This is a genomic window from Maritalea sp. YIW29, from assembly GCF_057219265.1.
The window spans coordinates 172,527-199,483 of the sequence record NZ_JBXVVF010000002.1 but is presented as its reverse complement, the minus strand read 5'-3'; the positions used below and the strand labels follow the sequence as shown (position 1 = coordinate 199,483).

General features: G+C 48.9%; 31 protein-coding genes. 12 read left to right on the top strand and 19 right to left on the bottom strand.

Annotated elements, in window-relative coordinates:
* Positions 1-9: 9 nt before the first annotated feature.
* The gene (locus tag AC2D8L_RS10110; protein WP_484685359.1) at positions 10-1,047 is read right to left on the bottom strand and encodes an aldo/keto reductase; all 1,038 of its coding nucleotides are present in this window, start codon (positions 1,045-1,047) and stop codon (positions 10-12) included.
* Between the two features lie 176 nt (positions 1,048-1,223).
* Between AC2D8L_RS10110 and trhO the strand changes: the two genes are divergently transcribed.
* The gene (trhO, locus tag AC2D8L_RS10105) at positions 1,224-2,246 is read left to right on the top strand and encodes an oxygen-dependent tRNA uridine(34) hydroxylase TrhO (protein ID WP_484685358.1); all 1,023 of its coding nucleotides are present in this window, start codon (positions 1,224-1,226) and stop codon (positions 2,244-2,246) included.
* A 3-nt stretch (positions 2,247-2,249) separates the two neighbouring features.
* Here the strand turns inward: trhO and AC2D8L_RS10100 are convergent, their stop codons facing one another.
* Positions 2,250-3,023: a LytTR family DNA-binding domain-containing protein gene (locus AC2D8L_RS10100; RefSeq protein ID WP_484685357.1), complete on the bottom strand. Its 774-nt coding sequence runs from the start codon at positions 3,021-3,023 to the stop codon at positions 2,250-2,252.
* A 110-nt stretch (positions 3,024-3,133) separates the two neighbouring features.
* On the opposite strand from AC2D8L_RS10100, the gene AC2D8L_RS10095 reads away from it, so the two are divergent.
* Positions 3,134-3,643, top strand: a complete 510-nt coding sequence (locus AC2D8L_RS10095; RefSeq protein WP_484686387.1) for a DUF2306 domain-containing protein — start codon at positions 3,134-3,136, stop codon at positions 3,641-3,643.
* Here AC2D8L_RS10095 and AC2D8L_RS10090 read toward each other — a convergent pair.
* Positions 3,617-4,195 (bottom strand): TetR/AcrR family transcriptional regulator, encoded by a 579-nt coding sequence (locus tag AC2D8L_RS10090; RefSeq protein ID WP_484685356.1) that lies wholly within the window; start codon positions 4,193-4,195, stop codon positions 3,617-3,619. The two genes, AC2D8L_RS10095 and AC2D8L_RS10090, sit on opposite strands and share 27 nt — an antisense overlap.
* A 104-nt stretch (positions 4,196-4,299) precedes the next feature.
* Here AC2D8L_RS10090 and AC2D8L_RS10085 point away from each other — a divergent pair, with 104 nt between their 5' ends.
* On the top strand, positions 4,300-4,713 hold the full coding sequence (locus AC2D8L_RS10085) for a hypothetical protein (protein ID WP_484685355.1): 414 nt from the start codon (positions 4,300-4,302) through the stop codon (positions 4,711-4,713).
* 34 nt (positions 4,714-4,747) lie between these two features.
* Here the strand turns inward: AC2D8L_RS10085 and AC2D8L_RS10080 are convergent, their stop codons facing one another.
* Entirely contained in the window at positions 4,748-5,986 is a 1,239-nt protein-coding gene (locus AC2D8L_RS10080; RefSeq protein ID WP_484685354.1) for a glycerophosphodiester phosphodiesterase family protein, read from the bottom strand.
* Between the two features lie 140 nt (positions 5,987-6,126).
* Here AC2D8L_RS10080 and AC2D8L_RS10075 point away from each other — a divergent pair, with 140 nt between their 5' ends.
* Positions 6,127-6,684: a pyridoxamine 5'-phosphate oxidase family protein gene (locus tag AC2D8L_RS10075; protein ID WP_484685353.1), complete on the top strand. Its 558-nt coding sequence runs from the start codon at positions 6,127-6,129 to the stop codon at positions 6,682-6,684.
* Here AC2D8L_RS10075 and AC2D8L_RS10070 read toward each other — a convergent pair.
* From AC2D8L_RS10070 to AC2D8L_RS10045, 6 genes are all read right to left on the bottom strand, one after another.
* Positions 6,674-7,510 carry an alpha/beta fold hydrolase gene (locus AC2D8L_RS10070; protein ID WP_484685352.1) on the bottom strand — a complete coding sequence of 279 codons (837 nt, stop codon included), beginning with the start codon at positions 7,508-7,510 and terminating at the stop codon, positions 6,674-6,676. The genes AC2D8L_RS10075 and AC2D8L_RS10070 overlap by 11 nt on opposite strands.
* 28 nt (positions 7,511-7,538) lie before the next feature.
* Positions 7,539-8,381 (bottom strand): alpha/beta fold hydrolase, encoded by an 843-nt coding sequence (locus tag AC2D8L_RS10065; protein ID WP_484685351.1) that lies wholly within the window; start codon positions 8,379-8,381, stop codon positions 7,539-7,541.
* Positions 8,382-8,406: 25 nt separating this feature from the next.
* Positions 8,407-9,393 (bottom strand): iron exporter MbfA, encoded by a 987-nt coding sequence (mbfA, locus tag AC2D8L_RS10060; protein WP_484685350.1) that lies wholly within the window; start codon positions 9,391-9,393, stop codon positions 8,407-8,409.
* Positions 9,394-9,490: 97 nt separating this feature from the next.
* The gene (locus tag AC2D8L_RS10055; RefSeq protein WP_484685349.1) at positions 9,491-10,210 is read right to left on the bottom strand and encodes an extensin-like domain-containing protein; all 720 of its coding nucleotides are present in this window, start codon (positions 10,208-10,210) and stop codon (positions 9,491-9,493) included.
* A 15-nt stretch (positions 10,211-10,225) separates the two neighbouring features.
* Positions 10,226-10,669 (bottom strand): c-type cytochrome, encoded by a 444-nt coding sequence (locus AC2D8L_RS10050; protein WP_484685348.1) that lies wholly within the window; start codon positions 10,667-10,669, stop codon positions 10,226-10,228.
* A 19-nt stretch (positions 10,670-10,688) separates the two neighbouring features.
* On the bottom strand, positions 10,689-11,108 hold the full coding sequence (locus AC2D8L_RS10045) for a c-type cytochrome (RefSeq protein ID WP_484685347.1): 420 nt from the start codon (positions 11,106-11,108) through the stop codon (positions 10,689-10,691).
* A gap of 147 nt (positions 11,109-11,255) precedes the next feature.
* Between AC2D8L_RS10045 and lepA the strand changes: the two genes are divergently transcribed.
* Both lepA and AC2D8L_RS10035 read left to right on the top strand, forming a co-directional pair.
* Complete coding sequence (gene lepA, locus AC2D8L_RS10040; RefSeq protein ID WP_484685346.1) at positions 11,256-13,058, top strand: translation elongation factor 4; 1,803 nt, start codon at positions 11,256-11,258, stop codon at positions 13,056-13,058.
* Position 13,059: 1 nt separating this feature from the next.
* Complete coding sequence (locus AC2D8L_RS10035) at positions 13,060-13,476, top strand: VOC family protein (RefSeq protein ID WP_484685345.1); 417 nt, start codon at positions 13,060-13,062, stop codon at positions 13,474-13,476.
* Between the two features lie 170 nt (positions 13,477-13,646).
* On the opposite strand, the gene speB is transcribed toward AC2D8L_RS10035, so the two are convergent.
* Genes speB through speA form a run of 4 tightly spaced genes read right to left on the bottom strand, consistent with a single transcriptional unit; the run spans position 13,647 to position 18,841 of the window.
* The gene (gene speB / locus AC2D8L_RS10030) at positions 13,647-14,498 is read right to left on the bottom strand and encodes an agmatinase (RefSeq protein WP_484685344.1); all 852 of its coding nucleotides are present in this window, start codon (positions 14,496-14,498) and stop codon (positions 13,647-13,649) included.
* Positions 14,499-14,509: 11 nt separating this feature from the next.
* Positions 14,510-15,694 carry a carboxynorspermidine decarboxylase gene (locus tag AC2D8L_RS10025; RefSeq protein WP_484685343.1) on the bottom strand — a complete coding sequence of 395 codons (1,185 nt, stop codon included), beginning with the start codon at positions 15,692-15,694 and terminating at the stop codon, positions 14,510-14,512.
* A gap of 19 nt (positions 15,695-15,713) precedes the next feature.
* Positions 15,714-16,925, bottom strand: coding sequence for a saccharopine dehydrogenase family protein (locus tag AC2D8L_RS10020; protein WP_484685342.1), 1,212 nt, complete (start codon positions 16,923-16,925; stop codon positions 15,714-15,716).
* Positions 16,926-16,951: 26 nt separating this feature from the next.
* On the bottom strand, positions 16,952-18,841 hold the full coding sequence (gene speA, locus AC2D8L_RS10015; protein ID WP_484685341.1) for a biosynthetic arginine decarboxylase: 1,890 nt from the start codon (positions 18,839-18,841) through the stop codon (positions 16,952-16,954).
* A 222-nt stretch (positions 18,842-19,063) separates the two neighbouring features.
* Between speA and AC2D8L_RS10010 the strand changes: the two genes are divergently transcribed.
* Positions 19,064-19,861, top strand: coding sequence for a transporter substrate-binding domain-containing protein (locus AC2D8L_RS10010; protein ID WP_484685340.1), 798 nt, complete (start codon positions 19,064-19,066; stop codon positions 19,859-19,861).
* A gap of 60 nt (positions 19,862-19,921) precedes the next feature.
* Entirely contained in the window at positions 19,922-20,752 is an 831-nt protein-coding gene (locus AC2D8L_RS10005; RefSeq protein WP_484685339.1) for an amino acid ABC transporter permease, read from the top strand.
* 55 nt (positions 20,753-20,807) lie between these two features.
* On the opposite strand, the gene AC2D8L_RS10000 is transcribed toward AC2D8L_RS10005, so the two are convergent.
* Positions 20,808-21,212 (bottom strand): DUF4345 domain-containing protein, encoded by a 405-nt coding sequence (locus AC2D8L_RS10000; RefSeq protein WP_484685338.1) that lies wholly within the window; start codon positions 21,210-21,212, stop codon positions 20,808-20,810.
* A gap of 76 nt (positions 21,213-21,288) precedes the next feature.
* On the opposite strand from AC2D8L_RS10000, the gene AC2D8L_RS09995 reads away from it, so the two are divergent.
* From AC2D8L_RS09995 to AC2D8L_RS09980, 4 genes are all read left to right on the top strand, one after another.
* Complete coding sequence (locus AC2D8L_RS09995) at positions 21,289-21,894, top strand: TetR/AcrR family transcriptional regulator (protein ID WP_484685337.1); 606 nt, start codon at positions 21,289-21,291, stop codon at positions 21,892-21,894.
* 100 nt (positions 21,895-21,994) lie between these two features.
* The gene (locus AC2D8L_RS09990) at positions 21,995-23,602 is read left to right on the top strand and encodes a SulP family inorganic anion transporter (RefSeq protein WP_484685336.1); all 1,608 of its coding nucleotides are present in this window, start codon (positions 21,995-21,997) and stop codon (positions 23,600-23,602) included.
* Positions 23,603-23,748: 146 nt separating this feature from the next.
* Positions 23,749-23,949: a hypothetical protein gene (locus AC2D8L_RS09985; protein WP_484685335.1), complete on the top strand. Its 201-nt coding sequence runs from the start codon at positions 23,749-23,751 to the stop codon at positions 23,947-23,949.
* Between the two features lie 146 nt (positions 23,950-24,095).
* Positions 24,096-24,731, top strand: coding sequence for a peroxiredoxin (locus AC2D8L_RS09980; RefSeq protein ID WP_484685334.1), 636 nt, complete (start codon positions 24,096-24,098; stop codon positions 24,729-24,731).
* 53 nt (positions 24,732-24,784) lie between these two features.
* Here the strand turns inward: AC2D8L_RS09980 and AC2D8L_RS09975 are convergent, their stop codons facing one another.
* From AC2D8L_RS09975 to AC2D8L_RS09960, 4 genes are all read right to left on the bottom strand, one after another.
* Positions 24,785-25,354 (bottom strand): DUF2799 domain-containing protein, encoded by a 570-nt coding sequence (locus AC2D8L_RS09975; RefSeq protein WP_484685333.1) that lies wholly within the window; start codon positions 25,352-25,354, stop codon positions 24,785-24,787.
* Positions 25,355-25,422: 68 nt separating this feature from the next.
* A complete protein-coding gene (locus AC2D8L_RS09970; protein ID WP_484686386.1) occupies positions 25,423-25,779 on the bottom strand; it encodes an MmcQ/YjbR family DNA-binding protein in 357 nt (118 codons plus the stop codon).
* Between the two features lie 3 nt (positions 25,780-25,782).
* Positions 25,783-26,367, bottom strand: a complete 585-nt coding sequence (gene msrA / locus AC2D8L_RS09965; RefSeq protein ID WP_484685332.1) for a peptide-methionine (S)-S-oxide reductase MsrA — start codon at positions 26,365-26,367, stop codon at positions 25,783-25,785.
* Positions 26,368-26,380: 13 nt separating this feature from the next.
* Positions 26,381-26,716, bottom strand: a complete 336-nt coding sequence (locus tag AC2D8L_RS09960; protein WP_484685331.1) for a hypothetical protein — start codon at positions 26,714-26,716, stop codon at positions 26,381-26,383.
* Between the last annotated feature and the right edge of the window lie 241 nt (positions 26,717-26,957).

Below are 26,957 nucleotides of genomic sequence, written 5' to 3'. Positions count from 1 at the left end.
TACTCTCGCCTAGCGTAGCCATCCACCCGGTTGTGGATGAAGGTCCATCATACCGCCTTTTGCGGCTTTATCGATGATTGCAATCTCTTCTGTCGATAGTTCCAAGTTATTCAATGCGCCAAGATTGTCTTTGAGCTGCTCTAACGTACGCACTCCGATCAGGGCCGATGTCATTTCGCTGCGCCGCAGCGCCCACGCCAGTGCCAATTGAACAAGGCTCTGTCCGCGTTGATCTGCAAGGTCTTGCAAACTGTCAACAGCGGCAAGCACGCCTTCTTCCATATGCCGTCCAAAAAGCGAAGAGCCGGGTTCGGTTGCACGCGTGCCTGTGGATTTGTCTTTTGAATATTTGCCGCTCAAAACGCCCTGCGCCAAAGGTGAAAATGCGATGCAGCCAACACCAAGTTCGCCAAGCGTGTCCAATGTGCCGTCTTCCTCAATCCAGCGATTTAAGATGGAATAGCTTGGTTGGTGGATGGTCAGTGGCACACCCATATCAGTCAAAATGCGATGGGCTTCAATCGTTTCTTTTTGTGGGTAAGACGAAACACCAACATAGAGCGCTTTGCCCTGTTTGTAGAGAGAAGCGAGGGCGCCCATTGTTTCTTCTAGTGGTGTTTCTGGGTCGAAACGGTGTGAATAGAAAATATCAAAATAGTCAACATTGCAGCGTTTCAGGCTTTGGTCGCAGCTGGCAATTAGATATTTGCGCGAGCCGAATTCGCCATAGGGGCCCGGCCACATATCATATCCCGCTTTGGACGAGATGATCATCTCGTCGCGATAGGGGACGAAGTCGCGCGCCATCATTTGGCCGAACAACCCTTCCGACGAGCCCGGAGGTGGACCATAATTGTTGGCGAGATCAAAATGTGTGACACCTTGATCAAATGCATAGGCTAGAATTTCAAATGCACTTGGATAGTCGCGGTTGCCACCAAAATTTTGCCATAGGCCGAGGCTGATTGCTGGTAGTTTCAACCCTGAACGCCCAGACCGGCGATATTGCATTGTGTCATAACGATTGTCAGCTGCGCGGTAGGCCATAAATTTCTCCATCAATAAAGCGTCTTGAGCACTAGTATCATGTTGGAGTTGGTCCAAGGCAAATCCAAAAACGAAACAAATGACAAAATCAGAGTTCTCTTGATCAAGATCATCCGTCCCCCTTGGCGAATGGGCTAGCTTTTGCTACACCCCTACGTCGAGTTAGATCAACAGGATTGACCAACATGTCCGAATTTAAGGTTGTCGCGCTTTATAAATTTGTAGCGCTGCCAGACTTTAAAGAACTTCGCGAGCCTATCTATGAGTTCTGCGTGAACCACTCCATCAAAGGGGCATTGTTGCTGGCAGAAGAAGGCATAAACGGCACGGTCGCAGGCACGCCAGAGAATGTTGATGCACTAATGGAATACCTAGAGCGTGGTAACTTGTTCAAAGGGCGCTTCAAAGGCGGCGAAGTCAAATTTTCTGACGCCCGTGAAATGCCCTTCATGCGCATGAAAGTGAAACTGAAAAAAGAGATCGTCACCTTGCGTGCGCCCGAAGCTGACCCCACAAAAAATGTCGGCACTTATGTGGAACCGGAGGGTTGGAACGACATCATTTCAGATGATGAGACGGTGGTGTTGGATACGCGTAACGATTACGAAGTGGCTATCGGTACATTTGAAGGGGCGCTTGACCCGCAAACCGAAAACTTCACCCAGTTCAAGGACTTTGTGGAAAAGAACCTCGACCCGAAGAAAAACAAAAAGGTCGCCATGTTTTGCACCGGTGGCATCCGGTGTGAAAAAGCGTCTTCCTATATGTTGGCGAAGGGGTTTGAAGAAGTTTACCACCTTAAGGGCGGTATCCTAAAATATTTGGAAGATACGCCTGAGGACACGAGCATGTGGAATGGCGAGTGCTTTGTTTTTGATGAGCGTGTTTCAGTCGGTCATGGCCTCGTGCAGGGTGAGTTGGCGTTGTGCCGTGCCTGTCGGTTCCCACTGACGCCTGAAGACATGCAACACGCTGACTATATTGAAGGTCAACAATGCCATCACTGTGCAGCAACGATTAGTGAAAAAAGTCGGGCTCGTGCGGCAGAGCGCGAGAAGCAAATTCGTCTCGCCGCGGAACGCGGGCAGGAACATATTGGCGATCAGGCCGCAAAATTCGCTGAACAAAATAAAAAGCGAATGAAAGAGTTGCGAGAAGAGCAACGTATTCTCAATGAGAAAGCCAACAAGGCAAGTTAGCTTTTAGGTCAAAATACCAGCATCGCGGGCGGCCTGGATTTGCCCGCGGCTGATCGGCAATTGGGTGCCGTCCAGCATCTCAACAACATATGCACCGCTCTTTTTCGTGACGGCTTTAATTCCGTCGCGTGCAATCCAGTGCGAACGGTGAATTTTGAGGCCATCAACGCCGTTGATTTCCTTAATCGCGTCGCCCATCCGCATTAAGACCAATTCACTGCCCTTTGCCGTCACCACATTCACATAATGGTCTTGCATGGAGAGATAGAGAAGTGGCCCACGGTTTTGTACCTGCAGCCGGGCAAGAAGTTCAATTTGTTTAGGGGCCAGTGCTTGTTCTTCGCGGATGAAAAGCACATGCAATGCTGACACACAAATGGAGATCAAAATGCAATATACAGCGGTCAGTACACCAGAAAAACCTTTAAGGTCCCAGTCGCCCAAAATGGCTGAATTCACCAAATAGACAACGATTGAAACCAGAATGCCTGCCCCTAGGCCTGATGCCAAGATCAACAGAACCAAATTCGGCTTCTTGTATTTTTGTAAGATCAGATTGACCACAAAGCTGCCGCCAAACGAGCCTGCGCCATAGCCGAAAAACACCATGCCCATCCAATATGCTAGGCGCGGAAGGGGGCGGAATATGTCGAAAGTGCCGAACGGACCAATCAACCCCAACATAATGCCCAAGATGAACATAGCCGTCAGTGGCTTATGGGCGGTAAATGTGTCGCGCATTTCACGAAGCGTCAGTTGCAGTGCATTACCGATCACGTACTAGCCCTTTCATTCACGAACACATGGTTGTTGTGCCGATTTGTGCCGTCTTAGTTGGCCAAATGCAAGTGACGTTGAGTTTTTCTTTGTGAGTGAGGCATGTGGTGATGAATCCAGCAGTATTCTTTGAGGCACCTGTGGCGGTGCAAATACATATGGTTTGCGCGATCACTAGCCTTTTGTTGGGCTGCTATATGCTCGTACGCGAAAAAGGCACACGTATACACCGGGTGCTCGGCAAGGTTTGGGTCGCAATGATGTTGGGGGCTGCCATTAGCGCCGCATTCATTCACCAATTGCGCATGATCTGGGTGTTTAGCCCAATTCATATTTTCGTACCCATCACCTTTTACGGCCTTTACGAGGGCATTCGACACGCACGCGCCGGACGAATTGGTGCACATCGCGCCTCGATGCGATCAATGTATTGGGGGGCGTTGTGCATTCCGTTCGCATTTGCTCTCGCGCCGGACCGCGTACTTGCAGTGATTTTTGGCACAAAAGATTTGGAGTGGATACCTATGGCAATCGTGGCAACAATAGTTTTAGGCGTAGGCGCATATTATCGTTGGGAAGGGTTTTGGCTAAACCTATTTGCTGCCCGGCGAAATCGCTAGATGATCAGCAAGCGCAATAAAAGCATCCGAATGTACCTTTTTTGGGTCGTGCCGCGAAATTGAATAAAACCCCAAAAGCAGCAGGTAAAGTTGGTTCGCTAGTAAATTTGTTTGGGTCGTCGGGTGCCCAATGTCATCAAGCAATCGTTCCACATATTCAACCCGCGCATTTTCTGCGGTTCTAATTCTGTCTGCGACCCAACCTTCTTGGCCAGCCCATGCCCGCAATGCCCCTTCAATGGCAATTGTGTCTAATTTCATGACCTGTGTTTCCACAGCGGATCTGGCCAGCATGCGAAGTCTTTCATTTGCCGTCATGTCCGCTTCATCCAGCTCAGCGATAATCTTTTGGGTGCCCTCTTGTTCCCAAAAATTTAGCATTTGCACATGCAGGGCGGGTCGATCTGTAAAGTGCCAGTAAAATGATCCTTTGGTCGCGCCAATATTCTTCGCCAAACGTTCAACACGCACACCGTCAATGCCTTCTTCGCCTAGCGCTTTAAATGCAGCGAGTATCCAGTCCGTTTTCGTGTGCTTTGCTTTGCGCCCCATTGGCTGCTCCTACATGCGACAATATTACCATACGCTGCCGTATTGTATTTGTTGTTACGCTCGTTTAGATACGTTTGCGTATGTTATGGCAAGGAGCCAACAAAATGACCAGCTTTTTCAAATCAACAAATATGTGGCTAATGAGCGCGGGACTGCTTTCAATCGCCGTTTCCGGATTGCACGTGTTTGGCGGAACGCCAGAGATTATGGATCCCCTTTATGCGTCAAACACACCAGAATTGAGCAAGGGCATCGCCGAGGTAATGTGGAATGAGATCACGCTATTGTGCATTTTGGCTGGCGCAATGCTTGGACTGGCTGCGACTAAACCCGCCGTGGCCTTGGAATTATCGCTAACCACTATTCTTCTATATTTGGGGATAACAGCCCTGTTTCTCTTTTCTGGACTCAATAAGTTTGGCGATGTTTGGACCATGCCCCAATGGACGCTTTTCCTTACTGTTTCTGCTTTGTCGATTGTTGGATTGTATCGCAACAAAAAAACGGCCTCAAATTGAGGCCGTTTCAAATTGGTCGGAAACTGATCGTGACCTAAAGGCCCATGCAATTTGCATAGTAAGTTGTTGTTGCGGGCCAGTCAGAAAAAACGCCTTCAACACCAACTTCTTGTGCCAACACGTCAAGCACTTCAAATGTAACGCCGTCATTGTTGGTTACGTCTTTAATGGACTGGAAGTACCAACCGCCGCCATTTGAAAGCTGACCAGAACGCTCAAGTGTCCATGTGATCAGTTTCAGGCCCGCCGCTTTTGCTTCTTTGGCATAGACAGAAGGCACGATTTTGTCGCCTTCAAGATCTACAAGCATCCACATTGGTGGCGCGATAAATTGAACGCCAAGATCGGCAAGTTCTTGCATGCTTTTGCCATATGTTGATGGGTTGCGGAAATCAAAACCTTCAACATTGTATCGGCCGTCTAGATAAACCGCCTGCTTGCCAAATTCTGGTTCGTTGTTGATCCAATATAGAACATCATCAAGCAAAAATGATTGCGCCCAAACATCGGATGCCGGAATGCCAGCAGCTTTATATTCGTCGATCATTTTTTGGGCATAGTCAGCTTGGGTGAAACCGCCCTCATAAGGCATATCAACTGTTGGTGTTTTCAGTTCCGGGGTGAACTTGCCACCAAGCGATTTGATCAACTCGATGCTTTGCGCGTGGGTGACCAAAGTGCCTGTTGTTGAATATAGGTCTGTGCGGCTTTTCGATGTGCCGTCCATATATTCTTCAACAGTGGTGCCCCAAACATTGGCGCCATCCATTTTGCCGTTCAAGGTCATGAACTCGGCAAGCGTGATGTCAGAAGCTGAACATTTGGCTTCAGCTTTTACGCCATTTGCAGGGTCAGCTGGTTTAAACGGAGTGGTACATTTTGCAGCCAATTCAGGGCGGGCCAAAATGTCAGTTGTTGTGTGTAAGTCGCTTTGTGAGTGACGGCAAACAAGCTGCTTGTCTGCGGTAAATGTTACGTCACACTCAATAATGCCAGCGCCCTGACGTGCTGCTGCCACATAGCTCTCTTTTGTGTGCTCAGCAAATTGCATTGCAGCGCCACGGTGACCGATTGAAAATAGGCTCTTTGTAAAAGGACCATTTTCACAAGCGGCAAGCTTGTCTTTTAGGGCGCTTGGCTTCATCGCATCCACAAGGAACATTGGGCGTACACCCACCTGCGCATTGTGTGTTCCGTGATTATCGGCAAATGCAGCAGGGGCAGATGCGGCAATAAGCGCACCCGCAAACAGTGCGCAAACTGTATGGTTCATTTAGGTTCTCCAACCAATTGATCAAATGTTCAAAACAGCGCAGAACTTGATTGGAATACGTGACAGAAAACACTCAAATTTGTGAATGTTTTGCAAACTATTTGTGGCAGTAAAATACCGTAGAGTTGAGAGGGTTTGAGATGTTCAAGAAAATCAAACAAGCCATGTTCGGCTCCATCGTTGATAATTACAAAGCCCGAAAACGAGCAGGATTCAAAAACCATCAATCCCAAACATTGGATAGTGCAAAACGACAAGTTAAGCGCTCGAAATATGCGGCGCTTATTACCGATGTTGGTGGTGGTGCAGCGCCGGATGCACGGCTTGTCGAACCGATATTTGACCAGCAAGAATTCACGTTCTGGATGGGGGTAAGCCCCAAATCACGCAAGGTGCAACAGATTCAAATCAATTGTGCGGTGACCCTTTTATTTTCCAATCAGAATGATAATTCCAACCTGATCGTGAAAGGCCGCGCAGAATTGGTAGACGAAATACCGCTGCGCCTCCGTTACTGGAAACCCTATTGGCATTTGTTTTTTCCCGATGGGCCAAAAGGGAACGATTACATATTGATCAAATTGCGGGCCGACGAGCTGGAAGTTCTGGACTTCTCTCAAAATATCGTGCCGGAACCATTTGGCTTGATGCCAATGAAATTGGTGCGGCAGGGCAATAGTTGGTCAGTTAAGAATTAGAGTGTTTGAAGAAATTCAACAATTCTAAACGCACTTTTTCGGTTGCATCAAGGTTCGCACAATGTCCGCCACCTGGCACTTCAACCAGCTTGAAATTGGGCTGGTCAGCCAATCGACTTAGCGTGGGGCCGAGCGCCTTATTTATTTGCGCATCAAACTCACCTTTGAGCATGAACAGCGGTTTCGTTGTATTTGCCGCGACATCAATTAGGTCATAATTTGAAATGTGCGACATCGAATTTGTGGATACATCTGGGTTTGTTTGAGACAATAAGTGCCTCATGACGTCCTGCGCCAATTTGTTTTTAGAGATGCTGGACGCACCAATATTGGCAACCCATTCCGGTTTCAAAAGTCTATTACTCCAAACCACAAGTTTCATGGCGAACGCAGATACTTTTAGAGAATATGTTGTGCCAAAAGTTGCCAGTTGGCTGATGCGTTCAGGCGCGATGTCCAACACCGTCAATCCGACTAGCCCACCCAACGAGTTACCGACGAATCTGACATTTTCAATCTTAAGGTGATCAAGCAACGCGATAAGGTCACCTGCGAATGCGTCCAAGCTAAATCGATCCGCGCCGAATTCTTCCGGCGTTTGTGACCCCATGTGACCACGTAGGTCTGGCACGATGACGCGATAGCCTTGCGCCGCGAAATATTTAGCGTCTTCGGAAAATTGCAACTTTCCTGCACCAAGCCCATGGCAAAGCAATATTGTGTTTTGATTTTCCTGGCCAACATCGTAATACGCGAGCGAAAACTCATCTCGATCAAACATGTGTGCCATTGGTGCAGAGTGACACCATTCTTCAAACCGCGTCATGTGATTTTCCGTCAAGCTAGCAAAGGAATTAGCCGTGCGCTGAATAGAAACCCAGCAGGGCAACCCGCACTTCTTCAGTGGCATCTAGATTGGCGCAATGGCCACCTTTTGGAATGTCGAAATAGATGAAGTTCGGTTGCTTTTTCATCACGTTCATAGTGGTCATCAGTGCGGCGTTCACCAGCCCATCCTGTCCACCTCGAAGCATCATCATAGGCCCGTCAAATTGACGCCCATTTTCAATAAAATCGTAATTGCCGACGCTCTTGGCCACATAGCTGACCACGTTAATATCATAATCATCTAGCAGTTCGTGCACGAGCTCTTGGGCAGAGCGACGCTTTGATGTGCTGCGAGCAATGATTTTATCGACCCATTCAGGACCAATGAAATCATAAATCATCGGCACCGCGTCCGCTGGAAACTTCGGCGTCATCAACGCGTAGGACGTGCCAAATGTTGTGAAGGTCTTAAATCGATGCCCGTGCTCTGGGAGCAGATGCAGCGCCAAAATGCCGCCAAGTGAATTGCCCACATAATGAACCTTGTCGATCTCGGCGTCGTCGAAGATGGCAATTAGATCCGCCGCCATTTCGTGAATGGCAAATTCCTCTTCGCTGATTTGATCCGGAACGCTTGAGCGCCCATGTCCCCGTAGGTCCGGCAAAATCACACGAAACCCTCGCTCAGCAAAATAATGAGCGTCGTCGCTAAATTGGCGTCCGCTGGAAGCAAGCCCATGGCACAGCACAATCGCGGGCGCGTTCTTATCCCCGACATCACAATAGGAAATTTCAAACTTGCCGCGCGAGATGGATTTCGCTGGAAGTAATTCTAGCGTCGGCTTTGACGAGTTATCTTGTATCGACATGATTATTGAATTTCTCTCTTCAGGATTATCCGGCATTGCCGATTAAGATGCCAGCAGCAAAAACGAGTGACCCGCCAAACACAACCTGCAATACCGCCCGCCAAAATGGCGTATCCATATATTTGTTTTGTATCCAAGCAATCGCCCAAAGCTCAACAAAGACAACACCTACGGCAACACTTGTCGCTGTCCAAAAATCTGTAATGAGGTAAGGCAGCGCGTGTCCCAACCCGCCAATGGTGGTCATAATGCCAGCGGCAAACCCGCGCTTAATCGGTGATCCACGACCCGTCAATTTGCCATCGTCAGATGCCGCTTCTGTGAAGCCCATGGAAATACCCGCGCCGATGGAGGCGGCAAGTCCAACCAGGAAAGTTTGCCATGTGCTATGCGTCGCAAACGCGGCAGCAAAAATCGGTGCGAGGGTGGAAACGGATCCATCCATCAACCCAGCAAGGCCAGGCTGAACATAGGTCAGCAAGAACTTTCGCCGTTCCTGTTCTTTCTCCTCAGCGACGGCATCTTCGTGCAGATGCTCTTCCTCAAGCTCGTTGGCGGCGCGTTTGTGATGCTGCTCGGCAATCGCGAGGTCACCTAAAAGCTTGCGAATGCTCGAGTCTTTTGTGCGTTTCACGGCTTCGAGGTAAAAGTTTTGCGCCGCTTCTTCCATTTCCCATGCCTGTTGGCGAATGGTTTCAAGCGGCAAGTTTTGCATCAACCAAAATGGCTTGCGGTCCAAAAAGCCACGAATATGTTCGCGCCGAACCAGCGGAATGCTTTTGCCAAACTTCTTTTCAAACAACGCGATAAGTTGATGGCGGTGCTCGTTTTCCTCTTCAACCATGCCGTCAAATACAGCGGCGGACGCCGGAAACTCATCGCGCAAAACTTGTGCGTACGCACCATAAATTCGTGCGTCATCTTCTTCTGAAGAAATGGCAAGCGCCAAAATTTCCGCTTCGCTCAGATCGTCGAACCGCCTCTTTTGCCATCCCAATACACTTCGAAGCATCAAAAATTCCCAAATCAAAAATTGTTAGTGACATCAATCTAATCGCGAAAAAAAGGGATAACAATGATGTTTGTCAGTTTGTGGTGAGATGAAGCAATTAGTCGCAGATTTTGTAGGCGCAGGTTTCACCATGACAGCCCATATCAAAGTGCAAGTGGTCTTCATGTAAGCTGTTTGCTTCCGGACCCAAAACTGTGGTGAAAATTTCACAACCAATTTGATGGCTTTGTTTGATCAGTCGTGCTGCTTTATCATTGCCGTTCCACGCCTGCGGTAACTCAATCCTGTCACCATTTTCCAGTTCAAAACCGGTTATATCGATTGCGTTTGCAAATCCATGTTCTGAGATTTTGCCAGTTGGCTGATTGTTCCGCCGCCGACATGCATAGCTTGTGCCCATACTGATTTTCTTGATGCCCGAGCCTGTATTGGCGTGAGCGAAGGTGTTTAGCCCCTCGACCCAAGTCACCAGTGCCGTCGCCATGCCGCAATTCAATATTGCTGGTGAGGAAAGTTCGATCCGACGGGTATTAAGTTGAATGGCTTTAATTTGATACGGGGAGCGTGTGCCGCATTTGCCGTCAACGATCGGTTTGGCGATTTCACCAATTGCCGTTCCCGACAAAACAACGGAACAGGCTGCTTGATAGGTTCGAAGTTTTGCTTCGGCCTTCTTTGCTGGTGCAACCACGGCGGGGACATTCGGGCGTGGGATAGGCAGAGGAATGAGGCTTGGGCCAGATTGCGCAAAAGCGGTTGCACTCAGGAGCATGCAGGTTATGGCCATAAATGAAAACAACACTGGACCCTGCTTCATCGATTAAACCTAATACTAGTTTTTCTTTTCTCTAAACTGAGTATGGCAGGACTGACACGATTTGGCGATTTCTCCCATCACGAGTTTTGGATCAGAACCAACCGCAGCCGCAGCTTTTTCGATCTGCATATTGTAGAACTTTATCTCGTCAGCGAACATTTCTGGCGAAGACCAAATGTTCGGCAACGCTTCACTCACATCCATCATGTGTTTCTCTTCAAACAATTTTGGCAGACTTTCGCCCAACGCACGAAGCTTTTCAAAGGCCATATCAATTTCGGCCTTGTTGGCGGCTGAGCTTGCCAAAGCTGGCCGCAATTGTTTGAGTGTTTTTTGAATGTCTGACATTGCATTCATGCGTTCCATAGTCGGCCCGCTCGCGCCTTTGTGCGACATAGCAGGCGTCACGAATAATGCTAATCCTAAGATACAGGCGAGTAGCTTTTTGTCGTTTATCATTTTAGATCTCTCTTTCGCCCTAAAACACGCCATTAGCTTTTTGTATTGCGCGAATGTACGCCACAATGGGACCAATTTCCATTTCTGTTATACCTTCGACAGGTGGCATGTCACCGAACTTCCAATGATGCGCTCGCACGCCATTTAAGGCAGCATTGTAGAATGCTCCATCACCATGGTGGTTTGGTTCATAGATCCGATGGATTAGTGGTGGTCCACTTGCAGACCCTAAACCGTAATTGCCGTGACAAGCTTGGCAAAACTGTTCAAAACTCTGCTGTCCTTTGATTTGTTCAACATTTAGCTCGGGCAAAACGAACCCAGCGGGCAAAGAAACCACTGGATCTGTTTTTGCGTCATCGCTTTGAAAGCTCATGAATAACGCAACACAACCAATCAATATGATGATGCCAGCTAGAACTGTGATTTTACTTTTCATTTGCACCTCGCTTCACATGCAAGTTGAACCACTTCCAGTAGGAGGAAGGTCAAGCAAATCTTCCAAAAAACGCTCAAAATCACGTAAAGGTGAAATGGCTGCTAATTTTGCTTTTCGTGTCGGCATAAAGCTGGTAATCAGCGCCCTATGACTGAATTAAAAAACATCCGCAACTTCTCAATCGTGGCGCATATTGACCATGGCAAATCCACATTGGCTGATCGTCTAATCCAGACGACCGGTGGACTTGCTGAACGCGAAATGCAGCAGCAGGTTCTCGACAATATGGACATTGAGCGGGAACGCGGGATTACCATTAAAGCCCAAACCGTTCGGCTTGAATATAAAGCCAATGATGGCGAGACCTATGTTCTCAACCTGATCGACACGCCAGGACATGTTGACTTCGCCTATGAAGTGAACCGCTCGCTCGCGGCGTGTGAAGGTTCGTTGCTGATCGTCGACGCCTCCCAAGGGGTTGAGGCGCAAACATTGGCCAACGTTTATCAGGCGATGGAAGTCGATCATGAGATCGTGCCCGTATTGAACAAAATCGATTTGCCTGCGGCTGAACCAGATCGGGTGAAACAGCAAATCGAAGACGTTATTGGTTTGGATGCGACAGACGCCGTCGAGATTTCTGCTAAGACTGGTTTGGGAATCGACAAAGTACTTGAAGCTATTGTCGAGCGCTTGCCGTCGCCAGAAGGTGACCGCGATGCGCCACTAAAAGCGATGTTGGTTGATAGTTGGTACGATGCCTATCTTGGCGTGGTGGTGCTTGTTCGGGTGATCGACGGGACCATCAAGAAGGGCCAAAAGATCAAGATGATCAATGCCGATGCGACCTATGATTTGGATCGTGTTGGGGTGTTTACACCAAAATTGATCGATACTGGCGAACTTGGGCCCGGTGAAATTGGGTTTATCACCGCGTCGATCAAAGAAGTGGCAGATACCAATGTTGGTGACACGATCACTGACGCGAAAAAGCCATGTGCGGAACCGCTTGAAGGCTTCCGCCCGGCCCAGCCAGTTGTGTTCTGTGGTCTATTCCCAGTTGACGCTAACGACTTTGAAGATTTGCGCGCCGCGATGGGCAAGTTACGTTTGAACGACGCAAGCTTTTCCTATGAGATGGAAACGTCTGCAGCCCTTGGCTTCGGGTTCCGCTGTGGCTTTTTGGGGCTGTTGCACCTTGAGATTATTCAAGAACGTCTGAGCCGTGAGTTTGACCTCGACCTCATCGCAACGGCGCCAAGTGTGGTTTATGAACTTGGCATGCGCGATGGGTCAGAAACTAAATTGCACAATCCGGCAGACATGCCAGATGTGATGCAAATCGAAGAGATTCGCGAGCCTTGGATCAAAGCCAGCATTCTAACGCCAGATGAATATCTGGGCGGCATTCTAAAGCTTTGCCAAGATCGTCGTGGCGTGCAAACTGACCTCTCCTATGTCGGCACACGCGCCATGGTGCAATATGATCTGCCATTGAACGAAGTTGTGTTTGATTTCTATGATCGTTTGAAATCAATCTCCAAAGGCTATGCAAGTTTTGACTACCAAATCTCAGACTATCGCGCTGGCGATCTGGTCAAAATGAGTGTGTTGGTCAATGGCGAACCTGTCGATGCGCTTTCCATGTTGGTGCACCGAAATGCAGCTGAAGCACGTGGTCGGGTAATGTGTGAAAAGCTTAAAGAGTTGATCCCGCAGCACTTGTTCAAAATTCCAATACAAGCGGCCATTGGCGGCAAGGTGATTGCCCGAGAAACCATTTCTGCGTTGCGTAAAGACGTCACCGCAAAATGTTATGGTGGTGATGCGTCACGTAAGCGTAAGCTATTGGACAAGCAAAAAGCTGGTAAAAAGAAAATGCGCCAGTTCGGCAAAGTCGAAATTCCACAAGAAGCGTTCATCAAAGCGCTTAAGATGGGCGATAGCTAAAATGGTCAAATCGCGCTTTCATCTCGCCTATCACGTGAAAGATTTGGCTAAAGCGCGGTCATTTTATGGTGACCTCCTTGGATGCACTGAGGGGCGCAGCACTGAAAGCTGGGTGGATTTTGATTTTTTCGGACACCAAATATCTCTACATTTGGGTGAACCATTTCCTGTCGCTAATACAGGCAAAGTTGGTGAGCATATGGTGCCCATGCCCCATTTGGGCGTCATCCTGCCGAAACTAGAGTGGGATGAACTCGCCGCCAAACTGAAAGCCGCTGGCCTAGAGTTTATCCTGGAACCGCAAACCCGATTTGTTGGCCAACCGGGAGAGCAAAGCACGATGTTCTTCGTCGATCCGTCGGGCAACCCCATCGAGATTAAAGGCTTTGCGGACTTTGATGGTGTGTTTGAGAGTTAGCGCGTCATTGAAAATACGGTGCGCACCGTGAGGTAAGCCACGCTTTTTTCTTTTATACTGAGCCAGCGGTTGTGTCGGCGCACTTTTGCGCCGCCCCGCCGGAGGTGCAGGATTTTCGATAGCGCGGGTTTAGCGCGTCATCGAAAATACGGTGCGCACCGCGAGGTATATTAAGCTACCATGCCCATCATTCGATAAGTAATTTGCGCCGTCGTAAAGTCCCACGCTTGGCTATCGCGATTAGGCGCGAGTTCCACAATGTCCATGCCAACGCAGCGCCGACCGCGAAGTGCGGACTTAACAATGTTTAGCGCTTGATAATATCCCAATCCGCCCGGCACCGGGGTGCCTGTTGCGGGCATGATGGAAGGGTCGAGCCCATCCACATCAAAGCTGATATATATATCGTTTGGGAAGTCACTGGGTAGTGGAATTGAATTGACATTTTTAGTGACCAATTTTTCGCCATCAATAAACGTGACGCCGAACTTTGCCCGCGCCTCTACTTCCTGCTGACAAAGGGCACGAACCCCATATTGAGCGAGTGAATGCCCATCTTCGCATAATAGGTTCATTACCGATGCGTGGGAGTGCTTTTCACCCTGATAAGCAACGCGCAAGTCTGCATGGGCGTCAATTTGGATGATACCAACTTTGCGCCCAAGTGCTTTTGCGACGCCTGTTACCGCGCCGTAGGTCAATGAGTGTTCACCGCCAAGCGTGACCGGGATTTTACCTTGGGAAACCACCATCTGTGTCTGTGTCGCCAGACGTTGCATCACTTCTGGCAACGGGCCGTCGCAACCAATCGGTTCAACGGTTGTAATACCGCCCAAACAAGGTTCGCCTTCAGGGCAAATCCGTTCCAATTCGTTGGATGCTTCAATGATCGCATCTGGCCCTTTCGCTGTGCCTGCGCCATACGAAACGGTGCGCTCCAACGGCATGGGGATAATCACAAATTTTGCGCCAGCAATTTCGCGTTCATCGGAGGTCAGTTCACTATCCAGAAAGTCGGCCATATCGGTTCCAATTATGAGAGACGCTGTTCAAAATCCGCATAGGCGAATCGCTTCACAATTCGGACCTCATTTGTGGTTGAATTCCAAATCGCGATTGTGGGCAGAGGTACGCCATTAAACGTGTTGGTCTTGACCATCGAATAATGGGCTTGATCCAAAAATGCGAAGCGATCGCCAATTTCAAATGGCTTGGCGGGGCGATAGTCGCCGATTACGTCCCCGGCTAAACAAGAAGGGCCACCCATTAAATAGCTTGCACCATCTTCGATTTCCCCAAGCATGGCTGGCCGATAAGGCGCTTCGATTACATCAGGCATATGACATGTTGCGGAGATATCGGTGATCGCCAATTGCTTGTCGTTCACGGGCAGGTCCAATATTTCCCCCACCAAAACACCTGCATCAATGGCGCAGGCTTCGCCGGGTTCTAAATAGACATCAACATTATAAGTCGAGCGAATGGTCTTGATGAATTCAATCAATCCGTCCCGGTTGTAATCAGCCCGCGTTATGTGATGCCCGCCACCGAAATTGATCCATTTGATGTCTTTCAAAATGGGTTCGATTTTTGGCAGAACCGCCTGCCAAGTGCGCTCCAGCGGCTCAAAACCCTGCTCGCACAATGTATGCATATGCAACCCATCAATGCCGACAAGGTCGTCTTCGGTGAGTTGCGAAACCGGAATGCCCAAACGCGAACAGGGCATACATGGGTCGTATTTTTCGGTATGGCCTTCGGAATGTTCGGGGTTGATGCGTAATCCCAAACTAACACCGTTACCATTCGCCCGTGCCGTTTCAATTATCGGCATAAACTGATTTTTCTGTGCCACAGAATTGAAAATCAAATGGTCGCTTAACCCAATAATTTCGGGCAGGTCTTCAGCCTTATAACCAGCGCAAAATGTCGTTAGCGATCCGCCAAAATGCTCGGACGCGAGCTTGGCCTCAAAAAGGCCGGAAGCGCATGTGCCATCCAAGTATTGGCGGACCAGCGGGGCCAGCGAGAACATGGAAAAGGCTTTGAGCGCCAACAGCACCTTAGCGCCAGATTGCTTTTTAACGTCAGCCAAGATGGCGAGGTTGCGCTCAATCGCAACCTCATCGACCACAAAGCAAGGCGAGGGCACACTGAATAAATCGAACTTAGCAAATGCGCCTTCATCGCCCGACTGGGGCAACCCAAATTCACTCATGTCCGCGCCCTTCCTCCGGTTAAAACGATGCTGGGCCGTCCAGCTCTTTTACCTGCCACGGCAAACCATGTTGGTTGAGCATGTCCATAAAGTCATCTGGGTCCAACTGTTCCATGTTCCAAACGCCGGGTTGGGTCCAATTGCCTTTTAGGAACTGCGCCGCTCCGATCATTGCTGGTACACCAGTTGTATAGGCCACAGCCTGTGATCCAACTTCTGCATAGCATTCTTCATGGTCGCAAATATTATAGATGTAGAAGGTCTTTTCGCCGTCGCCATCGCGTGCATTGCCAGTTGCAATATCGCCAATACATGTCTTGCCTTTGGTCAACTCGCCCAAATCGCTTGGGTCTGGCAAAACCGACGCGAGAAACTGCAAAGGGATGATCTCCTTGCCGTCATGCATCACTGGCTCAATGGAGGTCATGCCAACATTTTGTAGTACGGTGACATGGTTGATATAGGCATCACCAAAGGTCATCCAAAAACGGGCGCGTTCAATTTCCGGGAAGTGGGTTTTTAGGCTTTCTAGTTCCTCATGATACATCAAATACATGTTCTTTTCCCCGACAGCGGGAAAGTCGAACGCATGTTTTGTCGTCATGGCAGGGCTTTCAACCCAGTCGCCATTTTCCCAATGTCGGGCTGGTGCCGTTACTTCGCGAATATTGATTTCGGGATTGAAATTGGTCGCAAAGGCTTTGCCATTGTCCCCGCCATTGCAGTCCAAAATATCAATCTGCCGGATCGTCTCTAACTTATGTTTGCGCAACCATGTGGCGAACACGGATGTTACACCGGGGTCAAAACCAGAACCTAAAATGGCGGTCAAACCAGCTTGTTTGAACTTGTCCTGATAAGCCCACTGCCAGTGATATTCGAACTTGGCATTGTCTTCTGGCTCGTAGTTGGCGGTGTCCATATAGTTGGCGCCAGCTTTCAAACACGCATCCATGATCGCCAAATCTTGATAGGGCAGCGCCAGATTGACCACGAGATCTGCACCCACTTGTTTGATCAGTGCAGCGGTTGCTTCCACATCCATTGCGTCCACTTGGGCTGTCTTAATCTCAACCCCAGTGCGCTCCTTAACGGAGGCGGCGATGTCGTCGCATTTAAACTTGCGCCGACTGGCCAAGGTAATGTCGGTGAAAATATCACTATTCATCGCCATTTTATGAACGGCTACTGATCCTACGCCCCCGGCGCCAATGACAAGTGTTTTGCCCATCAAATTGTCCTTCATTCCTGAGGTATCTATTCGTTTTCGAAATAGGTATAGCCGCTAAGGCTGTCTTTATATGCTGCTATCAACACACGTCGCTCAGAAATGGTCAATTCTTTCCGGCTAACCGCATTGTCCACGCGCTTTCTAAAGGCGGCCAAGCAAGCTTGGGTTTCAAATTCAACATATTCTAAAACTTGAGCAATTGTATCGCCTTCAACCTCGTGTAAAAGGTCGAAATCGCCGTTTTCGCCCAGCGCTATCGTGACCACGTTGGTGTCCCCAAACAGATTGTGCAAATCGCCTAACGTTTCCTGATAAGCGCCTACGAAGAACACGCCGATATAATAGGCTTCGTCCTCCGCAATATCATGCACGGGTAGGGTTTTTGAAATGCCATCCGCCAACACGAAATTGTCGATCTTGCCATCTGAATCGCAAGTGATATCGGAAAGAACAGCCCGCCGGTGCGGCACTTCATTTAGACGTTGCAGCGGCATAATGGGGTGAAGCTGATCAATCGCCCATACGTCCGGTAGCGATTGGAAAAGCGAGAAATTTCCGTGATAAATATCGGCGAAATTGCCCAGCTGTTCTTCAAGCTGCGGCGCGATTTCGTCTTTAGCAGCAAGTTCTTTGAAACGTGCGACAAGGAACCGAAACACTGTTTCGGCCTGAGCCAATGACTTGATGTCCATGTTGCCGCGCCGAAATAGGGCGCGCACTTCATCGCGATAATAAATCGCGTCGTTCACGCTCTCCTGCAATCGCTTGGAAGATAGATATTCTTGAATAGCCAACAGATCGTGGATCAGGTGATGGTCATCGGCCTCAACTTTGGGCAAAGTTTTGCTGTCATAAAGCGTCGTGTCCAACACATCAAAGATCAGCATCGAAGACAGGGCGACAACGCCGCGGCCACTTTCGGTGACCAAATGCGGATGCGGAATTCGAGCTTCATCCATCGCGTATTTGACCGTTTCAACGATCGCTTCGCAATACTCGGGCAGGCTATAATTGACCGAGTTTTCGTTGGATTGTTTCTCACCCGTATAGTCGACACCAAGACCGCCGCCCAGATCCAAAAACGCCAACGGCAGACCTAAATTCTTCAACTCAGTGAAAAACCGGCATGCTTCATTTACGATGCGGCGTACATCGATGATGTCCGAAATTTGTGAGCCTAAATGGGAATGTTGAAGGATCAAGCAATCGTCCATACCCTCAGCCTTGAGCTTTTCAACAACCGCAACCACATTGTCGGTCGTCATGCCAAAGCTTGAACGGTCGCCCGAACTCTCTGCCCAAAAGCCTTGAATTTGATGGGTCAGTTTGATGCGAACACCCAGCTTTGGTTTTTCGCCCAATGCTTTGGAAACCCGAATAACAAGGTCAAGTTCTTTGGGGCTTTCCAGCACGATGATGGTGTTGAAACCAATTTTGCAGGACAGAATGGCAAGGCGGATAAATTCTTCGTCCTTTACCCCATTACAGATCAGCAAGCTTTTCTTCGCAAGATTTTGCGACAACGCGATCAGCAATTCGGGCTTCGAGCCAACTTCCAGTCCATAATTAAACTGGCGTCCGGTCTCAACAATCCGCTCAACCACTTCGGCCTGTTGGTTGACTTTAATAGGAAACACGCCGCGATAAGCGCCATCATATTCGTATTCTTTGATGGCATTAGCAAAGCCATTGTTGAGTTCGATCAATGAGTTCTCAAGAAACGAGTTCACTCGCAACAAAATTGGGGACTTGATGCCGCGTTCAGAAAGGTCGTTTACAACCGAAGGAATGCTGACAGGCGTTGCATTGGAATTTTGAACATCGACCAAGCCCGCATCGCCATTTGGCAAGACGGTGAGGATCTTATGACCCCATTTGCTTATGCCATAAATGTCGGCGCCCAATTCAGTTTCCAATCTATGATCTCCAGTTTAATTTGGGAAAACACGGCCATTCAAAATTTGCCAGCGTGCAGAGAAATTCCAAATCAGACAAGCATTGTGGTTGTCAATCTGAAATTTGAGAACGAGCCTCAATTTGAGTGATGTCGCAATTGGGCTTTTCAAGTGCGGTTTCACCTTTTAAGGTTTTACCCAACAACAAAAAGCAGACCAACACAACAACATGTGGAGTGCATCATGAAATTCACCACACTAATCGGGGCAGCGACAGCGGCTGTCATTGGCCTTACATCAATGGCATTTTCAGCCGATCTGCCGGACTTGAACGGGCGGACGATCGTTGCGGTAACTGAAAACGCTTATACGCCACTTAACTTTGCAGACCCGAAAACCGGCGAAGGCATCGGTTGGGAATATGATGCATTCAACGAAATCGCAAAACGCCTAAATGCAAAAGTCGATTGGCAGATTTCAAGTTGGGACACAATGATCCAAGCCGTGAAAGACGGCCAGTTTGATGTTGGTATGGACGGCATTACCATCACCGAGGAGCGCGCGACCCAGATCGATTTCTCCGAAGCCTATATGACATCACAACAATTCTTGTTGGTTCGCGCGGATGAGGAACGATTTGCTGATGCAAAATCATTTGCAGCGGATGGCGGTTTGCTGGTTGGCGCACAGCCGGGCACGACCAATTTCTATGTGGCGGTGTACGACATGCTGGATGGCGACGAAGCGAACCCGCGTATCAAATTGTTCGAAACATTTGGCACAAGTGTGCAGGCGCTTAAAACCGGCGACGTGGACACAGTGTTGATGGATAGCACATCGGCGCAAGGCTATATGGGCGCGAACCCGGGTGCGTTCAAAGTTGTTGGCGATGCGCTGGGTACTGAAGATTTTGGTTTCATCCTAACGCCGGGATCAGATCTTGTTGGACCAATAAACGCAGCGCTTAAGTCAATGCGGGACGATGGCACATTGGAAAAACTGAACCAGAAGTGGTTCTTCGAGTATAAAGTAAATCAATAGACCCAATTGTGCCCGCTTCTAGCGGGCACTTTTCCTCTTCCGATAAAGAATCAAAATTTGATGTCCCCAACCAGAAGTTCGTCCAAGCGCGAAGTGCCCTATTGGTTGCTTGTCGCCATATTGTGCGCTGCGCTCGTTTTTTGGTCGCTGGTGGCGGACGAGGGATATCAAACCATATTTTTCGCTCTTAGTCGGGGCATCACAACAACCCTTTATGTAACGCTGGTTGCCTTTACTCTTAGTGTGATTTTGGCGACTATTGTTGTGCTTGGGCGCATTTCGACGTTCCGTATTTTGCGTGAGATAGCGACTTTTTACATTGAAATTGTGCGCGGCGTGCCCATGTTGGTTTTGCTGTTTTACATCGCCTTTGTCGGCGCACCTTGGTTTGTCGATATTTTCAACCAGATATGCGCGCCGCTGATCGAGATGGGCCTATTTGGCAAAATGACGGTGCGTGGCTTTGATTTTACATGGCGTGCCATTATCGCGCTGACGATATCTTATTCGGCCTTTATTGCCGAAATTTTCCGAGCCGGCATCGAGTCCGTAGATAAGGGGCAGGTTGAGGCCGCAAAGGCACTTGGCCTAAGTCGCTGGCGAACTTTTCGCCTTGTGGTTGCCCCGCAGGCTTTCAAACTGATCTTGCCGCCCATGGGCAACGAGTTGGTCGCCATGATCAAGGATAGCGCCTTGGTGTCTGTGCTTGGGGTGCAAGACATCACCCAGTTGGGCAAAGTCTATTCGGCCTCAACATTTAAGTTTTTCGAAACTTACAATGTCGTGGCGTTCCTCTATTTGGTTATGACCATTTCGCTGACCCTTATTGTGCGATGGCTGGAACGCGCAATGGGACGAACACAAGAACAAGGTCGCTTGGGCAAGCGTTAGCTAGAATGCATTGCAAGCAGGGGTGCCCTGTTCTGCACCCCCTGCCAAAAGCAACTTAAACCCGAACGGGTTCCTTGAGATACAGCGTGCCAACCGCGGCTGCCCCAATGGCCAATTCAATAATCATTGCACTCAAAATCGACGTGCTGGGCATACCGTCCACACCGATACTGTAAATGCGCGCGACACCATATGACAGGTATACCGCAGCAGTCGCTACTAGTGCGGTTCGTTGCCAAGCTTCAACTATAAGTGCACTCAATATGCTGGCGGAAATAACGATCAGTAATGCACCAGGTGCCCTAACTTCGCTTCTTAGGCTTGCATTTTCGCCCAAGATGATACCTGCCGTAGCGTGAAACTGATCGGGGATGAATAGTGCCATAACACCAATAATAAGACCTGTGATGCCTGCAACTCCAAGCAAGCCTTTCATCCAAAGAGCTCGAAAACCCAACATAATTTATCCTTTCAACATCGGCGTCACTTTACACCGTGTAAATTGACTTGCTGGCGCTATATGGTATTTGCTTTACATGATGTCAAGTTCAGCCCAATCGACCCGGAACAAAATCTTGGACGCTTCGCGAAAACTCTTGGAAGAAGGGGCGGGCAAAGAAGTGCGCATGGTGGACATTTCGCGCGCTGCAAATGTCTCCCGCCAAGCTGTCTACTTGCAGTTTGAAAATCGGGCAAACCTTGTCAGCGCCACGCGCAACTATGTCGATGAACTATACGGCGTAGACGAAAGGATCTCAAAAATCTTGGATCAGGGCTCGGCAATGCAAGCGTTGCGCGAATACGTCGCTTTCTGGGCGGAATATTTACCGCATATTTTTGGACTTGTTAGAGCTATGCAATTGGGCGCAGCGACAGACCAAGCCGCTGGCCAAGCGTGGCAAGAATGCCTAGACGAACATTTGGATGTTTGCACAAATATAGCGCTAAAACTTGAAAATGACGGGAAACTTTCGAGCGGCTGGACCGTAAAATCTGCAGCAGAAATGATCTATGTTACCATCTCATTTGATGGATGGTTCGAGCTTGTGCGAAATAAAGGCTGGGGCCAATCGCACTATATTGAATATATCTACACAATGCTGGTGGGCGGCCTCGCTTGTCCAGTGCTCATAGGCGAATAGCCCGATGTTCCTTGCCATCGGGCATAATCTGCGCTAAACGCCTGAACTCAGGGGTTTAACGTGGGATCTGTCCCACAATCACATCAGCGAGATCACTAATTTGTTTAACCGTTTTCTAGCCGCAAGCGCCGATGGATTTGGCGTGCCGTCCGCATCACAACTGCGCATTGACGTGCTTGCAGGGCTGACCGTTGCCTTGGCTCTCGTGCCAGAGGCGGTCGCTTTCGCATTCGTTGCAGGAGTTCACCCACTTGTCGGCCTTTATGCAGCGTTCATCGTTGGTCTGGTCACAGCGACATTAGGCGGTCGTCCGGGCATGATTTCAGGCGCAACTGGTGCGTTGGCGGTGGTGATGGTTTCGCTGGTTGCCCAACATGGTATTGAGTATTTGTTCGCCACCGTGGTGCTGATGGGCCTCATTCAGATTGTTGTCGGCATTATGCGATGGGGTAAATTCATCCGCATGGTCCCTCATCCTGTGATGTTGGGTTTCGTCAACGGCTTGGCGATTGTGATTTTCTTGGCCCAACTCAGCCAGTTCCAAGTACCCGGCACTGCAAGCGGCGGTGGACATGGGGTCGCTGGCGGCGAATGGATGACGGGTATGCCGCTTGTCCTGATGCTTTTCCTTACTGTTATCACCATGATGATTATTCACTGGGGCGGCAAATACATCAAAGCTGTGCCCGCGCCACTGCTCGCCATTGGCCTTGTGTCGATTGCTGTGATCGTACTCAACTTGGACGTGCCGCGTGTCGGCGATTTGGCATCGATTAAAGGTGGTTTGCCTTCATTCCATATTCCGATGGTGCCGCTGACATTAGAAACCTTCCAGATTATTTTGCCATATGCTGTAATCCTCGCTGCCATTGGCCTCATTGAATCATTGCTGACATTGAACCTTGTTGCCGAAATCACGCAAACGCGGGGCGGCGCATCTAAAGAAAGCATTGCCCAGGGCCTTGCCAATCTCATCACCGGTTTCTTTGGCGGCATGGGCGGTTGCGCGATGATTGGTCAGTCAATGATCAATGTAAAATCTGGCGGACGGACCCGTTGGTCGGGTATTTCCGCGGCATTGTTCCTTTTGGCCTTCATCCTGTTTGCATCAAGCTGGATCGAATTGATCCCACTAGCTGCCTTGGTCGGCGTCATGTTTATGGTCGTGATCGGCACGTTCGCTTGGCGCTCCATTCAAATCATGATGCGTATTCCGCGTGCCGATGCATTTGTCATTGTGTTGGTGACTGTGGTTACCGTCGCAACGGACTTGGCTACGGCAGTAGTGGTTGGGGTGATCGTTTCCGCGCTGGTTTACGCCTGGAACGCATCCACGCGCATGCATGCAACAACGCCGGGCTATCATGAAGGCGACAAGGAAAAGATCTACAAGCTTGAAGGGCCGCTATTCTTTGGCTCAATTGAAAGCTTCAGCGTTCTCTTTGACCCGAAAGAAGACCCAGAGACCGTGATTATTGATTTTGCCGGTTCCCGGGTTGTGGACCATTCGGGTCTACAAGCGATCGAAGCATTGGCCGCAAAGTATGAAGCCAATGGCACAAAACTAAAACTTCGGCATCTATCAAACGATTGTAAGACTTTGCTGAAAAATGCGGGCCAATTGGTAGAGCCCGCTGAGGACGATCCAGAATATGCGGTCGCAACTGACTATGATCTGCAAACTGGACGCCTAGACGCAGGTCACTAGCGAGCAACACTTGCAAAACACCGATATTGATCAGGTTTAATGCGAATTTGGATTAAACCTGATCGGCTTCGTTTTTAACTTACACATGCATCATTGTTAGTCTGATCCTTGATCACAACTGTGGGGGCAGATTAGGTGTAAGACGAATGAGCGGCTTTTCTAGGTTTTGGAGCTTGCATGGCAACGACCTGTTGTTCCTTGCGGTAGCGTGCCTTCTAGCTTACATGCTGGCCCGATTTGTGTCTTCCAGTCGACTATTCGCCCTCACAATATTCCTGCTGCCCGCAGTCATTTTTTTGATCTTTCAAGACCGCGTGTTGGCGGACTTCACGCGCATGTTTTTCTAACGCAAATTACGCACAGCAACGCTCGCAAAATAAAATCCCAGCGATCGTCAAAACTTGGCAAAAATAATCTCAAAATCATATGTTCTCTTTTGGTGCGCAACACCACATATTAAAGACAGAAGAACTTCTTAAGAAAGGATATGATTATGGGATTGCTAATTGGCGATGAAGCCCCGAATTTTGAAGCAGACACAACAGAAGGTCGGATTAAGTTTCACGACTATATTGACGGCCACTGGGCGGTTTTGTTTTCGCACCCGAAAAACTTCACTCCTGTTTGCACAACCGAGTTGGGTTATACAGCAAAGCTGAAACCTGAGTTCGAGAAACGTGGCGTTAAAGTGCTTGGCCTTTCGGTTGACCCTATTGAAGATCACCGCGCTTGGGTTGACGATATTGAAGAAACCCAAGGCACAGCGCTGAACTTCCCATTGATCGCGGACCCAGACAAATCGGTCGCTAATCTTTATTCAATGATCCACCCACAAGCGGATAACACACTAACTGTGCGTTCTGTCTTCGTTGTTGGGCCGGACAAAAAGATCAAACTGAAAATTGAATATCCAGCATCAACCGGCCGGAATTTTGATGAAGTATTGCGCGTAGTTGACTCGTTGCAGCTCACCGCCAAACATCAAGTGGCAACACCCGTGAACTGGAAAGATGGCGAAGATGTTATCATCGTGCCAGCGCTTTCAAACGACGATGCGAAAAAGAAGTTTCCAGACGGATGGAATGAAGTGAAGCCATATTTGCGGGTTGTTAAACAACCAACTTCTTAAAATTCGAAGTCCATCATTACAAAAAGAAAAGGCGGCCTATGGCCGCCTTTTCTTTAGCTCGATAATCTGGCTTGTTCTTCAAGCAGCACCTGACGCAATTCTGCGTCCTCCCGAGCGCGCTCACGCTGCTTTGACGACAAGTCATAACCCAAAGACCTGATGTCGCTTGCAAGGCGGTTCCGTTCAGTTTGCGGTGTTGCCGGATTTGCCAACTTGTCTGTGAGGCTGCTTATCTGAGACTGAATGCGTTCAATATCTTGATCTATTGAATAAACGTCGTTTGCCTGCCGGTGAATGCGGGCAAAACTCAGTCCAATTTCACCTTCACAAACATTGCCATAAGATCTCCCTGCTAGCCCAGTTCTTGCAGCATTTGCAGGGGTACAATAAGATCGCAGACCTATCGCACGCCCCTGTTCGTAAAGGGTTCGATCTGCCGTGACACCATGCTTTGCACAAGCTTCATTATGTTCAGCGAAGCGAACTGATGAATAGCCTGCCCGGCCATCATTTTCACCAATGGCGCGCCAATCCCCAGTTTGACATTGTGACTTGCTCAGGGTTGCACAGCCCGAAAGAACCAACAAAAACAACAAACCAAAAACAGCACTAGCCAATTTCATAAATCTTACCCGCAAAAATGTAAATTTCGCGGCATTTAATCAATTGGTGCCAATTGGCACAAGCATTATTATAGGCCCAATTCCGACCGCGTCTTTTTAGTGAGTTTGCCTACGATAATATCATAGGCTTGTTTTATATAGGCGTGGAACGTTTCATCGTCCCATCCGGCCTCTTCGCGCACCTGCACCCACTTTGCGCGCGCCAAATATTTAGCGGGATCTATGCCCTCCTGAGTCGGCAAAATGGCAAAGGACTGATCAGAACATTTGAAATTGATGACGTCGCAATCTGCGTCGTCCCAGCGGCTATAAAGCGCAAATATCTTGCCACCAATCTTAAAAACAGATGCATTGCCCCACTGCACAACATGCGTCGTGTGCGGAAGCGTGAAGCAATAGGCTTCGAATTCTTCTCTGGACAACATCAATTATGCGCCACCAATTGTACAACTAACGCCTGTGCCTTTAAGGCCGCAATATCCACCCGGGTTCTTGGACAAATATTGCTGATGATATTCTTCTGCGAAATAAAATGGCTTCGCAGCGCCGATTTCAGTGGTAATGGGCCCAAAACCCCCGGCTTTCAGAGAAGCAGTATATGCATCGTGACTTGCGCGTACCACAGCTTCCTGTTCAGGTGATGTGAAATAGATCGCAGACCGATACTGACTGCCCACATCATTGCCCTGACGATTGCCTTGGGTCGGGTCGTGTTCTTGCCAAAAATGCACAAGAATTTCTTCCAAAGAAATTTGGTTTGGATCAAAATTCACCAAAACAGCTTCTGTATGTCCAGTATTGCCCGTGCAAACTTGTTGATAGGTCGGGTGTTCATGCTGCCCGCCCTGATAGCCAACGGCTGTGACCCACACGCCGTCAAGTCGCCAGAATAAACGCTCAGCGCCCCAAAAACACCCTAATGCCAAATAGATGGACTGGTTGCCTTCAGGATAGGGGCCCTCAATTGGATTGCCGTTCACATGATGAGCAAAATTTGTCGCGCTAATATCCATTGATAGGCCTCGCTTATAGTTCGTCGATATGCTTATAGCGTTCGCGTGTTTTTGTGCGTCCCAGATAAAGGAAAAACACACCCAATATGGCACAGAACAACCAAGCTGGTGCGCCAAGAACCGTTACAATAATCGGATCCCAAATAAACGGATGCACATATCGTTGCACGACGGCTTGGAAAGTGTTCAAGGTCAAACTACCAACGGCCCGGTCAATTTGGAACCATACCTGCCCAAGCGGCGAAAACACCAATTCATTTGAGCTAAGAATTTTAGCGCCATCCATAACAATGAAAATCAGCATTAACGCCAAAAATAAAGAGCCGATAAGGCGCGTAATCATCTTCATGGTGAACTTTCTTGGGGGCTTTTGTTGCGTTAATTCAATAATAGGGGCGCAAAAAACGCGTTTCAAGCGCCCAACGGATAAGTGAACACTTGCGATCAGTTTCGCGATCAGTATAGTGCGCCCGATTGCAGGCGTAAATTCAATTGATTTGCCACAGCAATGTTATGGACGCAAAACTCTTTGGCCTCGCCCAATCAGAAAATCGTTCAACGAAAAATGGATAGGATCTATGCCTGTCCAT

Bases quoted from the DNA above. Each gene is read 5' to 3' on its own strand.
- speB (WP_484685344.1), bottom strand. From the start codon at position 14,498: ATGGCCGACTTTCTGGATAGTGAACTGACCTCCGATGAACGCGAAATT.
- AC2D8L_RS10095 (WP_484686387.1), top strand. From the start codon at position 3,134: ATGAATCCAGCAGTATTCTTTGAGGCACCTGTGGCGGTGCAAATACAT.
- AC2D8L_RS10000 (WP_484685338.1), bottom strand. From the start codon at position 21,212: ATGTTGGGTTTTCGAGCTCTTTGGATGAAAGGCTTGCTTGGAGTTGCA.
- AC2D8L_RS10035 (WP_484685345.1), top strand. From the start codon at position 13,060: ATGGTCAAATCGCGCTTTCATCTCGCCTATCACGTGAAAGATTTGGCT.
- AC2D8L_RS09970 (WP_484686386.1), bottom strand. From the start codon at position 25,779: ATGTTGTCCAGAGAAGAATTCGAAGCCTATTGCTTCACGCTTCCGCAC.
- AC2D8L_RS10080 (WP_484685354.1), bottom strand. From the start codon at position 5,986: ATGAACCATACAGTTTGCGCACTGTTTGCGGGTGCGCTTATTGCCGCA.
- AC2D8L_RS10045 (WP_484685347.1), bottom strand. From the start codon at position 11,108: ATGAAAAGTAAAATCACAGTTCTAGCTGGCATCATCATATTGATTGGT.
- AC2D8L_RS09980 (WP_484685334.1), top strand. From the start codon at position 24,096: ATGGGATTGCTAATTGGCGATGAAGCCCCGAATTTTGAAGCAGACACA.
- AC2D8L_RS10010 (WP_484685340.1), top strand. From the start codon at position 19,064: ATGAAATTCACCACACTAATCGGGGCAGCGACAGCGGCTGTCATTGGC.
- mbfA (WP_484685350.1), bottom strand. From the start codon at position 9,393: ATGCTTCGAAGTGTATTGGGATGGCAAAAGAGGCGGTTCGACGATCTG.
- AC2D8L_RS09960 (WP_484685331.1), bottom strand. From the start codon at position 26,716: ATGAAGATGATTACGCGCCTTATCGGCTCTTTATTTTTGGCGTTAATG.
- AC2D8L_RS10055 (WP_484685349.1), bottom strand. From the start codon at position 10,210: ATGAAGCAGGGTCCAGTGTTGTTTTCATTTATGGCCATAACCTGCATG.
- AC2D8L_RS10090 (WP_484685356.1), bottom strand. From the start codon at position 4,195: ATGGGGCGCAAAGCAAAGCACACGAAAACGGACTGGATACTCGCTGCA.
- AC2D8L_RS10025 (WP_484685343.1), bottom strand. From the start codon at position 15,694: ATGAGTGAATTTGGGTTGCCCCAGTCGGGCGATGAAGGCGCATTTGCT.
- AC2D8L_RS10020 (WP_484685342.1), bottom strand. From the start codon at position 16,925: ATGGGCAAAACACTTGTCATTGGCGCCGGGGGCGTAGGATCAGTAGCC.
- AC2D8L_RS10110 (WP_484685359.1), bottom strand. From the start codon at position 1,047: ATGGCCTACCGCGCAGCTGACAATCGTTATGACACAATGCAATATCGC.
- AC2D8L_RS09995 (WP_484685337.1), top strand. From the start codon at position 21,289: ATGATGTCAAGTTCAGCCCAATCGACCCGGAACAAAATCTTGGACGCT.
- AC2D8L_RS10005 (WP_484685339.1), top strand. From the start codon at position 19,922: ATGTCCCCAACCAGAAGTTCGTCCAAGCGCGAAGTGCCCTATTGGTTG.
- AC2D8L_RS09975 (WP_484685333.1), bottom strand. From the start codon at position 25,354: ATGAAATTGGCTAGTGCTGTTTTTGGTTTGTTGTTTTTGTTGGTTCTT.
- AC2D8L_RS10050 (WP_484685348.1), bottom strand. From the start codon at position 10,669: ATGATAAACGACAAAAAGCTACTCGCCTGTATCTTAGGATTAGCATTA.
- AC2D8L_RS09985 (WP_484685335.1), top strand. From the start codon at position 23,749: ATGAGCGGCTTTTCTAGGTTTTGGAGCTTGCATGGCAACGACCTGTTG.
- AC2D8L_RS10070 (WP_484685352.1), bottom strand. From the start codon at position 7,510: ATGACGCGGTTTGAAGAATGGTGTCACTCTGCACCAATGGCACACATG.
- AC2D8L_RS10065 (WP_484685351.1), bottom strand. From the start codon at position 8,381: ATGTCGATACAAGATAACTCGTCAAAGCCGACGCTAGAATTACTTCCA.
- AC2D8L_RS10075 (WP_484685353.1), top strand. From the start codon at position 6,127: ATGTTCAAGAAAATCAAACAAGCCATGTTCGGCTCCATCGTTGATAAT.
- AC2D8L_RS10085 (WP_484685355.1), top strand. From the start codon at position 4,300: ATGACCAGCTTTTTCAAATCAACAAATATGTGGCTAATGAGCGCGGGA.
- msrA (WP_484685332.1), bottom strand. From the start codon at position 26,367: ATGGATATTAGCGCGACAAATTTTGCTCATCATGTGAACGGCAATCCA.
- lepA (WP_484685346.1), top strand. From the start codon at position 11,256: ATGACTGAATTAAAAAACATCCGCAACTTCTCAATCGTGGCGCATATT.